The 12,781-nt window shown below is 50.2% G+C and carries 11 protein-coding genes; 4 read left to right on the forward strand and 7 right to left on the reverse strand.

Going from position 1 to position 12,781, the window contains the following annotated elements; translation table 11 throughout:
• Nucleotides 1–10 precede the first annotated feature (10 nt).
• Complete coding sequence (gene leuC / locus MK185_05645) at nucleotides 11–1,429, reverse strand: 3-isopropylmalate dehydratase large subunit (protein ID MCH2040097.1); 1,419 nt, start codon at nucleotides 1,427–1,429, stop codon at nucleotides 11–13.
• 163 nt (nucleotides 1,430–1,592) lie between these two features.
• On the opposite strand from leuC, the gene MK185_05650 reads away from it, so the two are divergent.
• Together MK185_05650 and uspE are read left to right on the forward strand one after the other, a co-directional pair.
• Nucleotides 1,593–2,468, forward strand: a complete 876-nt coding sequence (locus MK185_05650; protein MCH2040098.1) for a LysR family transcriptional regulator — start codon at nucleotides 1,593–1,595, stop codon at nucleotides 2,466–2,468.
• A gap of 139 nt (nucleotides 2,469–2,607) precedes the next feature.
• Nucleotides 2,608–3,543, forward strand: a complete 936-nt coding sequence (uspE, locus tag MK185_05655; GenBank protein MCH2040099.1) for a universal stress protein UspE — start codon at nucleotides 2,608–2,610, stop codon at nucleotides 3,541–3,543.
• A 38-nt stretch (nucleotides 3,544–3,581) separates the two neighbouring features.
• Here the strand turns inward: uspE and MK185_05660 are convergent, their stop codons facing one another.
• The 6 genes from MK185_05660 to MK185_05685 are packed head-to-tail and all read right to left on the reverse strand — an operon-like array spanning nucleotide 3,582 to nucleotide 10,933.
• Nucleotides 3,582–5,621: a TonB-dependent receptor gene (locus tag MK185_05660; protein ID MCH2040100.1), complete on the reverse strand. Its 2,040-nt coding sequence runs from the start codon at nucleotides 5,619–5,621 to the stop codon at nucleotides 3,582–3,584.
• Nucleotides 5,622–5,678: 57 nt separating this feature from the next.
• A complete protein-coding gene (locus tag MK185_05665; protein MCH2040101.1) occupies nucleotides 5,679–6,569 on the reverse strand; it encodes an ATP-binding cassette domain-containing protein in 891 nt (296 codons plus the stop codon).
• Nucleotides 6,562–7,443 (reverse strand): ABC transporter ATP-binding protein, encoded by an 882-nt coding sequence (locus MK185_05670; GenBank protein ID MCH2040102.1) that lies wholly within the window; start codon nucleotides 7,441–7,443, stop codon nucleotides 6,562–6,564. Before MK185_05670 ends, MK185_05665 begins: the two co-directional genes overlap by 8 nt.
• Nucleotides 7,436–8,281, reverse strand: coding sequence for an ABC transporter permease (locus MK185_05675; protein ID MCH2040103.1), 846 nt, complete (start codon nucleotides 8,279–8,281; stop codon nucleotides 7,436–7,438). Before MK185_05675 ends, MK185_05670 begins: the two co-directional genes overlap by 8 nt.
• 1 nt (nucleotide 8,282) lies before the next feature.
• The gene (locus MK185_05680; GenBank protein MCH2040104.1) at nucleotides 8,283–9,251 is read right to left on the reverse strand and encodes an ABC transporter permease; all 969 of its coding nucleotides are present in this window, start codon (nucleotides 9,249–9,251) and stop codon (nucleotides 8,283–8,285) included.
• The gene (locus MK185_05685; GenBank protein ID MCH2040105.1) at nucleotides 9,251–10,933 is read right to left on the reverse strand and encodes an ABC transporter substrate-binding protein; all 1,683 of its coding nucleotides are present in this window, start codon (nucleotides 10,931–10,933) and stop codon (nucleotides 9,251–9,253) included. Before MK185_05685 ends, MK185_05680 begins: the two co-directional genes overlap by 1 nt.
• A 156-nt stretch (nucleotides 10,934–11,089) precedes the next feature.
• On the opposite strand from MK185_05685, the gene MK185_05690 reads away from it, so the two are divergent.
• Together MK185_05690 and MK185_05695 are read left to right on the forward strand one after the other, a co-directional pair.
• Nucleotides 11,090–11,563, forward strand: coding sequence for a BlaI/MecI/CopY family transcriptional regulator (locus MK185_05690; GenBank protein MCH2040106.1), 474 nt, complete (start codon nucleotides 11,090–11,092; stop codon nucleotides 11,561–11,563).
• A gap of 1 nt (nucleotide 11,564) precedes the next feature.
• On the forward strand, nucleotides 11,565–12,533 hold the full coding sequence (locus MK185_05695) for a M56 family metallopeptidase (protein ID MCH2040107.1): 969 nt from the start codon (nucleotides 11,565–11,567) through the stop codon (nucleotides 12,531–12,533).
• Nucleotides 12,534–12,781: the final 248 nt, after the last annotated feature.

Raw genomic sequence — 12,781 nt, forward strand, 5'->3', positions numbered from 1 at the left:
TATTTGCTCCTTAAAGATCACGCATATCAATAAAATGACCGGCTACCGCTGCGGCAGCTGCCATCGCCGGGCTCACTAAGTGAGTACGACCACCATAACCCTGACGACCTTCAAAGTTGCGGTTGGAAGTCGAGGCACAATGCTCACCACTACCCAGCTTGTCGGCATTCATCGCCAGACACATAGAGCAACCTGGTTCACGCCATTCAAAACCGGCTGCAACAAAAATCTTATCCAGACCTTCTGCTTCCGCCTGCTCTTTTACCAGACCAGAACCCGGCACAACCAACGCCTGAATGACGCTATCAGCTACCTTACGGCCCTTTGCAATTTCTGCTGCCTGGCGCAAATCTTCGATACGACTGTTCGTGCAAGAACCGATAAACACACGATCCAGCTTGATATCCGTAATTTTCTGGCCACCAGTCAGACCCATGTATTCATGAGCGCGTTTAATCGCGGATTGCTGAACATCGTCTTTGCCGTCTTCAACACGTGGCACAGTGCCGTCAACCGTGGTGACCATTTCCGGCGACGTACCCCAGGTAACCTGCGGCTTGATGTCTTCGGCTTTGATTTCAACGATTTGATCGAACTCTGCATCATCATCGGAAACCAGGTTTTTCCAGGCATCAACCGCCAGATCCCAATGCTCGCCTTTTGGAGCATAAGGACGGCCTTTAACGTATTCCGCTGTAATCTCGTCGAATGCCACCATGCCCACACGAGCACCTGCCTCAATGGCCATGTTACACATGGTCATACGACCTTCCATGCTCATGCTACGAATGGCGCTACCGCCAAACTCCATCGCACAACCGTTACCACCGGCGGTACCAATCACACCAATCACGTGCAGAACCACGTCTTTGCCAGTGATACCTGTTGCCAGCTCGCCATCAACACGAATCAGCAGGTTTTTCATTTTGCGCTGAATCAGACACTGAGTCGCCAGCACGTGTTCAACTTCGGACGTACCGATACCATGTGCTAACGCAGCAAAAGCGCCGTGAGTCGCGGTGTGGGAGTCGCCACAAACAACCGTCATACCCGGCAGAGTTGCCCCCTGCTCTGGGCCAACCACATGCACAATACCCTGACGTTTGTCCTGCATCTTGAATTCGACGATGCCAAAGTCATCACAGTTTTCATCCAGCGTCTTCACCTGAATTTTTGAAACCGGATCCTGAATTCCGTCAATACCGGACTCACGCTCGGTCGAAGTGGTGGGTACATTATGGTCCGGAGTCGCCAGATTGGCATCCAGACGCCAAGGTTTACGACCGGCGATGCGCAGGCCTTCAAATGCCTGTGGTGACGTTACCTCGTGCAACAACTGACGATCGATATAAATCAACGCCGTGCCGTCATCACGCTCTTTCACCAAGTGCTGTTGCCACAGCTTGTCGTAAAGGGTTTGTCCAGCCATGAGGGACTCCTTCTCTGATATTTTCTCTCATCAACAGCGACTGATCATCGCTTTAGCTATTGCAACAATATACGCCAAATGCTAAACAACATAAATTCATATTTTTCCAACAATGCATTCCTATTTGGAATAACTTCAAGTAACGGGAGATATCGGCGAACCGATGGACACTCAATCATTAAAAGCGTTTTTATCCGTCGCCGATCAGGGTTCTTTTTCCCTGGCCGCCGAACAACTTTATCTGACGCAATCCGCCGTCAGTAAGCGTATTCAACATCTCGAAAGTCAGCTTGATACACCACTATTCGAACGTCACAACCGCACCATCAGCCTGACCGAAGCCGGACGGGCATTATTGCCCAAGGCGCAGCAGATTCTTGATCTGGTTGCTGATACCGAACTTAAACTGCACAACCTCAGCGGCGAGGTTAGCGGCATCTTGTCACTGGCTACCAGTCACCATATCGGTTTGCATCGACTCCCACCGGTTTTAAAAGAATTCGTGCGCTGTTATCCGGCGGCACAACTAAGCCTAGAATTTATGGGTTCAGAACGAGCGTATCAGGCAATAAGTTCTCGACAGGTAGAGCTCGCATTAACCACACTGGAGAATGAATCACCAGCACACATCCATTCAGACATACTATGGCAGGACGATATGGTGTGTGTCTGTTCCGCCGAACATACATTGGCAAACCACAACAAACCGAGCCTTAAGTTACTGGCGCAAACACCGGCTATTCTTCCAGAACGACACACCATCACTTATCAACTGGTTGAATCGGCGTTTCTTAAAAAAGGTCTCAAACTTCAGGCCCCCATGCCTACCAACTATCTGGAAACCATCAAAATGATGGTTTCCGTCGGTTTGGGCTGGAGTATGTTGCCGCAATCTATGGTCAACAGCAGTGATAGCCAGATATGCATCATCCCCTGGCCAGGGCCGGCAATAAAACGATCACTAGGCCTGATACGTTTAAAGGAACGGACACTCAGCAACGCCGCCCAGGCTCTGATCGACTTATTGAATATGCAGTAGCTAAAAAGGCATGAAAATTACGCTGTAATCATTGAAATTGATTCGGAATAAGGAGCATGCTGTTGGTAGGCACTAATCTAAATCGTATAGGCCATGATGCAGATTTGCCTGCCGGTATAACCAAAAGAAGGAAATCGCTATGTTGGACGTTAATCATATTCTGGTCGTTCTGGATAGCGACCACCCGGAACAGGTTGCCCTGGATCGCGCCTTATGGCTTGCCCGCTCATTAGATGCCGACCTGACATTAATGACCAACACTTATGAAGCGTATTGTGAAGAAGGTTCGCCACTGAATGCCATCGACAGCGATACACAGCAACGTATCAAACAGGCGTTACTCAATAAAGCGGAGAACTGGATCACCAGCTTTATCAGCGAAGCAGAAGCGGATGGCGTTGAGGTGGATACCGAGGTGCATTGGCAGAAACACCTTCACGATGCGGTAATCGAATCGATGCGCAATACCTGCTTCGACCTCGTGATTAAAGGTACTCAGCCACATACTCTGGTCGATCGTATTTTCACACACACGGATTGGAATATGCTGCGCCACTGCCCGGCTCCGGTGCTTCTGGTAAAAGACGCTAAACCCTGGCAGAACAACCGCATTCTTGCGGCAATAGACGCCACAGCCCCCGATCAAAGTCACGATTTAATCAACGATAATATTTTATCGTTTGCTGAACATCTGGCTGATCATTTTGATACCGACCTGCATCTGGCTAATGCTTACCCTTTGGTCAGTGTCGCATTTGCTATGGTTCCGGAAGTAACTGCGCCGGATGACATTCAACATTACGTGACTGAACAGCATGAGGATGCCTGCCAACAATGGGCGAAAAAATTTAATGTGAATAACGATCATCTGCATATTGGCGAAGGTGACACAGACGATGTAATCGCCGGTTTTGCCAACGATATCAGCGCCGACCTGGTTGTTGTCGGCACCGTTGGCCGCGAAGGTTTAGCGGGTGTATTAATTGGTAATACCGCCGAATCACTGGTCGATAAAGTGCCCTGCGACGTACTGGTTATTAAACCGTTGGATGGTGTGCGGCCGGACGCAGATTGAGTGATGGCTGAACGCACACCCATACAGTCACGGTTTACCTACCATTGAACAGTCAGACCAGCACCGACATGACGACCCGCCGCCGGAGCGTAATTCGCGGTATCACCACCATACCAAACGGACTCGGCATAGGTTTTATCCAGCAGGTTATTAACCTGAACATACAATTTCAGATCACCTCCAACCGAAGCAAGGTTATAAAACGCTGTCAGATCGACTACTTCAAAACCTTTATAAGACTCGTCGTTATCGTCGCTGATGTAATATTTTCCGGTCGAACGCCAGGCAATGCTCCCGCCAAAAGCGACAGGCGGTGTATAGCTCGCTTTTAAGGTGGCCGTATGTTCCGGCACGCCCGTCACCGACTTACCTTCCAGCGCCTTGTTCTCGTTCTTTTTGATATCACTGTCAAATAATCCCAATAATCCCACCAGTTCAAAATAGGCAATCGGACTAAAGCGTAATTCGGCTTCCAGGCCCCTGCGGCGGGTTTCACCCAGATTTTTAATAACCCCACCCTGCTCCTGATACTCGCCGGAGGAATCGAGCACAAATGCAGCAATATCCATGTACCACATGTCAGCCGGAACACCACCAAAGCCAACTTCGTATTGCCAATAATCCACCGGGTCTACATCGATACTGGCATCGTATTTTGCCTCCCCGGATGGCAAAGCATAACCATTGGCGGCACTGCCACGAAGCTGCCAGTTGTCTGTCAGATGGTAGCGCACACCCGCCTTCGGGCTTAAATGCGCATAGTCTTCCATCGATGATCTTTTATCGTCTGTTTTATTATGAGAATCGCCACCAAAACGGTCGTAGCGAAGACCCAGTGTTGAGGTAAGATCCTGGGTCAGCATCATGTCCACCTGAGCAAATGCCGAGCTTGTTTGCGTGGTTAATTCACGGTTTTCGGTGACATCTCCGCGCACCCGATTTTTACTGTTGTAACGCGCTGCATCGGTAGTTTCATCGAGATATTCAATGCCCGCCACCCAGGAAGCGGTTGCACCCATAAGTTCACGATGACCATTTAAACTGGCACCTAACGCCAAACCTTCACGACTGTAAATACGTTCCGACTGACCGTCTTCGCTGTAACTGAATTTGGCAAACCGCACCGAATTCTGATCGACGCCATAGGCATAGGTCAGTAAACGAATGTCCGCGGTTACCATGGTGTTGTAATCCAGCCGGTAAGAGGTGAAATTACGGTTACCGCCGTCGTCTTCTGCCGTCAGCCTGCCATTGGCATCACGAGCGCGATCACGGCGGGCTTTTTCGCCCCGATTAAATTGATCTTCGGTAATGTACCCCGGCGCATTAAAGTGACCGCTGTGACGACGCAGAGAAAACGCCAGTTCAGAATCGCTGTCAATGTCGTAAGCAATGCGCGCAGCGGCATTGGTTTTGGTGTATTCCTGATGATCACGGTAACCCGCTGTGTCGTAACCCTGCAACGCAAAATTAGTCGAAATTGGCCCAACGGAATTACCCACTGCCAGCTGGGCGTTCACCGTATCGTAGGCACCGATAAAGACATCCGCTTCGGAATATTTTCCGCCCTTACGGGTTTCAAGTGCCAGCGTACCTCCCCGGGCAAAATTACCGTACAAAGGTGAAACCGGGCCTTTATAAATACGGATCGTTTCTAATTCGATGGGCATCATAATATTGGTATCGGCATAGCCGTCACCGTGGGAGCCACCCTCGTTGAGCGAAATGCCATCGATATATACCGCAGCGTCACTGCCATGTCCGGCCGCAGCAAAACCACGAATCTGGAACGCACTGGCAACACCACCCTGAGCGTAAGCACCGGTACTCATGGTCATGCCGGGCACGTCTTCAATGGCACGCAATACATCGCTGATATTACGTTGCTCCAACATTTCACGATCAATCAGATTCACCGTAAAGGATTGATTGGCTTCTGCCATACCTTCACCGGTTACCGTGATATCACTCAGCTGGGTGGTTGTTTCCTCGGCGATAACAGAAGCTGCAAGCGCCATGCTGATGGCCACTGCCAAAGGTTTTACAGCAAGTAATGTTGACGGGGCTTTTGTCCGCATATTGATAAATCCTTAATTCGTTAAAAATCGTATCGGTCACAGAAAAATAAAAAATGATCAGAAGACGTCGATTGAACAGCGAACACCTTCAAGAAAACGATTGGCCTGCAGCAGCTTTTGCGTATAAGGGTGACGCAGTTTTTGCGTATCAGGCTCCGCTGTATGGCTCAGCAACTGATCACAATCTCCGCGCTCAACGAGGTCGCCTTCACGCATTACCAGTAGCTGGTCACACAACTGATTAACCGCCGCTAAATCGTGGGAAATAAATAAAATGGCTAAACCATGGCGTTGTTGCAGTTGGCGTAATAACGTCAGCACCTGCGCCTGAACGGTTTTATCCAGAGCTGATACCGCTTCATCACACACCAGTAATTGCGGCTTTACCGTTAACGCCCGGGCAATACACACACGCTGGCGCTCACCACCGCTGAGTTGATGCGGGTAGGCATGTAATAAGCGTTGCGGCAGTCCGACGTCCTTTAACGCAGCCAAGGCAATCGATTGACGCTGGCTTTGATTCAGCGTTTCAAAGTTTGTCCGTGGTTCAACAATCGCCGCATCAATGCGTTGCAGAGGGTTTAACGCGGCATAAGGATTCTGAAACACCATTTGCACTGAGCGTCTTATCTGGCGAAGCTGTTGGTCAGAGCACTGATGAATATCAAGGCCATTGACCAACACACTGCCAGAGTCGGGTTTTTCTAGCCCCATGACCATGCGCGCCAGAGTACTTTTACCCGAGCCACTTTCTCCGACCAGACCGACAACGTCACCGCTGTTGATCGTCAGAGAAACATTGTTGACCGCCGCCACGCTGGAACGTCTGCTGCAAAGTACGTTGTTGAATACGTTGCTTATTAAGCTGCCTGAGCCGCCATCAAGCATGGTCCCGACCGTACGATAGCTGCGACTGACATTTTTAACCTGAAGTAACGGTTCAGACATCAATCTGCCCCCAGATATTTTCTGCCATCATCTCACCCTTACGATCAGGCTGAGTAAGCCGGGGAATAGCATTAAGCAATTCTGCGGTGTACGGGTGTTGAGGTTGAGTTAACACCGAATGCGTATCACCCTGCTCCAGCACCTCGCCCTGATACATCACCAATAAACGATCTGCCAGTCGGGCAATTAAATTCAGATCATGGCTGATCATTAACATGGCAAAACCGCGCTTTTTCTGAATATCTGCCAGCCAACGCACTAACTCCGCCTGGACTACCATATCCAGTGAAGCCGTTGGTTCGTCTGCCAGAATTAATGACGGCTGCAACGCCATTACCATCGCCAATGCAGCGCGTTGGCACATACCGCCACTGAGTTCAAACGCATAGTTATGCAGAATTTCTTCAGGCCGGGGCATACCCACATCCTGCAATGTGGTCAGCGCCAATTGCAGCGCCTGCGATTTATTCAGTTTTAAATGCCAGCGAATGGCTTCTGCCATTTGCTGGCCGATGGTCATTTGCGGATTAAAAGCGGAATGCGACGACTGAAACATCATGCCGATATGACGACCACGCACACGATTTAAATGACTTTTTTCGGTCAGCAGACTACGGCCTTTAAACTGAATATCGCCACCAACAGAGAGGCCACTATGGCCGGAAACATCCTGATTTAATAAACCCATAGCGGCATGGGCAATGGTGCTTTTACCACTGCCACTTTCACCCACTAAACCAACAATTTCCCCCGGTGCTATCGCAAAAGAAACATCACAAACCGCGTGCACTGCAGCAGCTCCGCTGCCATAACAAACCGATAAATGATCAACGGATAACAGCGTATTTAAGTTATTTTCATTTAACTCATTCAACCCCTGGTCCTCCGCTGATATTTCGTCGTTTCGGGTCAACAATATCGCGCACACCATCGCCTACCAGATTGATGCTTAATACCGTGATCACAATCATCAAGCCCGGAAATACCACCATCCACCAGGCACCACTGAGCATGCTGCTCATACCATTGCCCAATAAATTGCCCCAGCTGGGTAAGGTGCTGGGTACACCCAGATTTAAAAAGCTCAGGGTGGATTCAATCAGTACCGCCTGACCAACGCCCACAGTCACCACCACCAATAACGGCGCAGCAGCATTGGGCAATACATGCACCAGTGCCAGGCGCCAACGTGATGCACCACCAACAATGGCGGCGGCGACAAATTCACTCTGCATTAAACGTCGGGTTTCGGTACGCATTAATCGCGCGGTGCCCATCCAGCTCGCCAGACCAATAACGGTAATGACTTTTAATAAACTGGATTCACCAAACGCCTGAGATACAATCACCAGCAATAACACCGGGATGGCTAATATCGCATCAAGCAACTGCATTAACATCCGGTCGAGCCACACCGGTGCCATTCCGGCTAACAGGCCGTAACAACAGCCCAGCAAGGTGGCAATTAACGTAGCAATCAATGCCACCAACAAAGATACCTGAGCACCAACCAGTAAACGCGCGAATAAATCCCGGCCGAGCTGATCGGTACCCAGCCAATGTGATAATGACGGTGCCGCATAAATTGACGATAAATCTGGCGTATCCGCGGCATAAGGTGCCAATAACGGACCGAGTAGCGCCACAGCAATAATAATGGCCAGGCCGATGAATCCGGCTTTTGCCAGGCGATGGCGTAGAAAAGAAGCCATATTAAACATCGGCGTACTGGCGCCTCATTTTCGGGTTCAACCAGGCGACCAATAAATCCGTAATTAAATTGCCAAGAATCACCAGCATACCGGTTACCAGAACCGCAGCCATTAATACGGTGTAATTTTTACCGATGGCGGATTTAAGAAATAACTGACCAAGACCAGGCCAGGAGAAAATCCATTCAACAATAAAAGCGCCACCCATCAGCAAGGGTAACGACACACCACACCAGGTAATAAACGGCGTTAGAGCATTGGGCAATTCGTAGCGCCACATTAACGTTCGTGGCGGTAATCCCCGAGCCACCGCAGCGCGGTAATAATCCGATGCCAGCACATCACGCACACTGCCACGAATCAAACGAATATAAGGGCCCGCATGGGCAAGAATAATGGTGACTACCGGTAAAATCAGATGTTGTATCCGACTGCTAACCGTATCTGCTTTGCCCAGCGTCATCATGCCGGAAGACGGTAACCAATCGAGCACCACCGAGAAGAATAAAATCAGTAATAATCCCAGCCAGAATGCCGGAGTGGCAAAACTCACCAGCGCCAGACCACTGGTCAGATAATCGGCTGGCGATTGTGCCCAACGTCCGGCGACATACCCCAGTAACAAAGACAACACCACAATCCCCGTTGCTGCAACGGACATTAATAACGCGGTATTAAGCGTGGCACTCCAGATCACCTGACTGACCGGGCGACCGTCTTTTAGCGAAAATCCCCAATCACCCTGAAGCAGATTGCCTAACCAATCACCGTATTGAGTAATTAACGGATCGTTTAAACCGAGATTATCCGCAACCCGGTCGTAATCCGTCGCCGACATAAATTCCCGACCACCGACTAAGCTGGCCACCGGCGAGCCCGGTGCGGCTTTCATGATGACAAACGCCAGCAGACTGATCAGCAATAATTGCGGTAACGCGGCAACCAGTCGCAGCAACACATAACGCAACATCAGTGGCTGGCCGCCTGGCTATGCTGTTCAGCGGCTGGCGCTGAAATTGTGTTTGTATTTGGAGCTGGGTTTGCGTTACGCCATTGCTCGATATTCCACAGCGGTGAAGTGCCATGACCAAAGATCTTTTTCTGGAATCCCTGTAACCCTTTGCGCACGCCGTATACATGCTCCAGATACACCAAATAGTTGTACGGCGGATTTTCCGTCAGTTCACGCTGCAGGTGACGATAAATCTGAACCCGTTGCAGATCATTGGTGGTACGGCGACCAGCAATCAGCAGCGCATCAACGTCGGGATTACTGAAGCCGCTGTAATTGCTGCCAGCATCCAGCATATAAGACGAGAAGAAACGGTACAGATCATCGTCAGCGTCGCCCGGTAAACCACCACCCAGGATTAACGCCTGGGTTTGCGGAATATCAATCACCGCCCAGTCTTTTACATCGACTTTGGCTTCGATACCCAGCCGCTGTAACTGGCTGGCCAATAGTGTCGCCAGGTCCACCCGAACCGGAGAACTGACCGGTGCCGTTAATACAAACGAAAATAGCTTGCCGTCTTTTTCCATCAGGCCATCGCTATTGCGCTGCCAACCGGCCTGGTTTAATAACTGCTCGGCACGCTGAATATCATTATCGTGCTTCAGTAAGTGCGCTGGCGCTGCCGTCATACGATTAAATTGCAGCGGCGCATAAGCGGCGCTGCCGTAGCCCAGTAAGGCACCTTTCACCAATGCCTCACGATCCGTAGCAAACTGAATTGCCTGACGTACCCGCACATCGGCAAATAACGGATCGCGATGATTAAACATCATCACCCGGTAATCCGCAGACGGAGTTGTTTCGATGCGAAAAACATCATCGTCTTTTACCGCCGCAATTTGTTTTGGTGTCAGTGCGGCAACATCAATTTCGCCTTTTTTCAGTTGCACCAAACGCACATTCGGATCCGGCAGGAATTTATAAATCACCCGCTTAAATGCCGGCGCACCGTCGTAAAAATCCGGGTTGGCCACCAGTTCCAGATATTCACCCGGACGACGTGACTTAAATTGATACGGGCCGGTACCAATCGGCTGATCGAAATTAAACCGATCGGTATTAAAATCTTTACCGGCTAATGCATGTTTGGGAACCATGCCGATTTTTAACCGCCCCGGCAGTGGCGACAACGGCTGACTGAGGCTGATCTGAACCGTTAACGGATCAATCACACGGACGTTATTAATCTCCTCCACTTCCTTGCGCAAACCGCTGTGATTGTCCGGATTCTGAATACTCTCGATGGTAAACTTCACATCCTCAGCGGTAAACGCAACGCCGTCGTGCCATTTAATGCCATCGCGTAATTTGATGGTGTACACCTTGCCATCGTCCGATACCGACCACGACTGCGCCATATCCGGCACCAGACGATTATCCAGATTGAGCTTAAACAAACCGCGGAATATCGATTTATCGGCATCCGCATGCTGATGCCCAGCCACTGGGTTTAGCCACTCTGGTTCGGTGGCTCGGGCAACAATTAGCGTATCCTCACGGGAAATGGCATCGTTGCCCGCAATGTCCGATTCTTGCCAACGGGTCGATTGGTCACAGGCTGTCAGACTGGCCAGAGTTATGCCCCACAGGATAGAAACCCTGAACAGGGCAGAAACCGCAAAAAATGAAACGTTCATAAACAGATAACTACTCGTGGTGATATTCAGAGCCGCTTTTTCACGTCAACCAACGTGGCGAGCAGTCGCTGAAAAGTTGACATAGCGGCGGCAATGTGAAAAATCGCATCGAGAATAATTATCAACTGATTGACGAAAACCGATAAGGGATCGGCGATGACCAAGATAGACAACATGCTGGAACGGCTTCTGGGAATCCGCCGGTCGAAAAACCCCATGCCGCCGCTGGGTCCACGGGAACTGGAGGTACTGAAGTTGCTGTGGCGCGAACAACCGTTAACCGCCCAGTGTATTCATCAGCGCAGTCAGTCGCAGGACATCTCCCTCAGCACCGTACAAAGCACGCTGGAGCGTTTGTACCGCAAACAGCTGATCGAACGAGAGAAAAGCGGTCGCTCTTACGTTTATACCGCTGCGATTAACCAAAGCACGGTGATCAGCCGCCTGCTGCAGGATCTGGCGATTGAAATCAGCGATGGCGATATGGCGCCGATTATTTCCGGCTTTATGGACTTTATCAGTGAGGAAGTTCCGGATGCCGACACCTCTGGGTTAAAAGCGATGATGCCTGTCGATAACAGCACCCGTCAGGCAACTGACCACTCCGATCTCAACCAAAGCAGTGACTGAGATGTTCGCGCATTCCCTGCCCGACATTATCCCCGGTGTGTTTACCTGGAGCGTTATCACATTAATGCTCAGTGGCTGCCTGGCGTTTTTGTATCCGCTGTTACGGCGGTTGATGTTGGCATATCCGGCGCCGTTTCGAACCACACTGATTGTATTAATTGCTGCGGCACCCAGCCTGATTGCTTCCATCGTACTGGTGTTGTACGCCAGCCCCGAGCTTAGCCACTTATTTATTCATGAACATTGCCATGGCAATGTGTGTGGCGCCCATTCCCTGCACATGCCCATTTCGACGCAAACCAGCGCCGGTCTGGTGATATTAAGTGTACTGGCGTTGTTATTAATGGGTTATCTGGCACTTCGCCAGTTATCGAAAGGCAAACGTTATTCGACAACGCTGGCAATGTTATCCGAGGCCCGACCGAATCAGGATTTCCGCCTGATTCAGACGGAGCAACCGGCCGCCTGGTGTGTTGGCCTGTTAAAACCGCAGATTTATTTATCTCAGGGTTTGCTTGATCAGGTATCGAAACGACAACTGCAAACAATGCTGGCCCATGAGCACGTCCATGTCAGCCGCCGGGATAATCTTCGGAAGTTTCTGGTGCACTGGTTCACCTTTCCCTGGCCCCGGGCCAAAGCTCAGCAGATTCGTCAGGATTTATTGCAGGATACTGAGAATACCTGCGACCTGATGGCGGTGGAGTTTACTCAGACATCCACTGATGAACTCGGCGAGCTTCTCAATACCGTTGAGCAGTATTGTGCTGAGCACGGTAAGCAGCATCAGGTTACGTCTGAGCAACGCCTTTCTGCGTTTAAGCATGAGATGCGCTTGTATCAGGAATTTGATAAAGCACATTGGCGGCGCTTGCTGCTGGCGCTTTCGGGGAGTTTTTTGATGGGAGCGGTATTATTTATCGCGGCGGCGTTTGTCAGCCACCCCGTGTTGGAATGGCTGTCGCGGTAGGGCTATCACTGGGTGATTAATTCAGATTCGAGTTTGCCTTATTGGGCCAGCCCATTTTAATTCAGATTTTAGTTCATCTGGTATTTCAGCAAAAAGATCAGCTAATGCTGCAATTATATAAATCGGAGTCACTGGATTTTTAACCGAATTCCCTAGCCTGATCGTTCATAAAAGGAATATCTACGTCGCGATATTCTTCTCTTTGAATCGCCGCCAGTTCACTATGATAGCTGTCGCTTATTCATTAT

The organism is Saccharospirillaceae bacterium, from assembly GCA_022448365.1.
Classification (GTDB): Bacteria; Pseudomonadota; Gammaproteobacteria; order Pseudomonadales; family Oceanobacteraceae; genus Bacterioplanoides.

Coding starts and splice junctions, on each gene's coding strand:
- leuC (MCH2040097.1), bottom strand. CDS start 1,429: ATGGCTGGACAAACCCTTTACGACAAGCTGTGGCAACAGCACTTGGTG.
- MK185_05650 (MCH2040098.1), top strand. CDS start 1,593: ATGGACACTCAATCATTAAAAGCGTTTTTATCCGTCGCCGATCAGGGT.
- uspE (MCH2040099.1), top strand. CDS start 2,608: ATGTTGGACGTTAATCATATTCTGGTCGTTCTGGATAGCGACCACCCG.
- MK185_05660 (MCH2040100.1), bottom strand. CDS start 5,621: ATGCGGACAAAAGCCCCGTCAACATTACTTGCTGTAAAACCTTTGGCA.
- MK185_05665 (MCH2040101.1), bottom strand. CDS start 6,569: ATGTCTGAACCGTTACTTCAGGTTAAAAATGTCAGTCGCAGCTATCGT.
- MK185_05675 (MCH2040103.1), bottom strand. CDS start 8,281: ATGGCTTCTTTTCTACGCCATCGCCTGGCAAAAGCCGGATTCATCGGC.
- MK185_05680 (MCH2040104.1), bottom strand. CDS start 9,251: ATGTTGCGTTATGTGTTGCTGCGACTGGTTGCCGCGTTACCGCAATTA.
- MK185_05685 (MCH2040105.1), bottom strand. CDS start 10,933: ATGAACGTTTCATTTTTTGCGGTTTCTGCCCTGTTCAGGGTTTCTATC.
- MK185_05690 (MCH2040106.1), top strand. CDS start 11,090: ATGACCAAGATAGACAACATGCTGGAACGGCTTCTGGGAATCCGCCGG.
- MK185_05695 (MCH2040107.1), top strand. CDS start 11,565: ATGTTCGCGCATTCCCTGCCCGACATTATCCCCGGTGTGTTTACCTGG.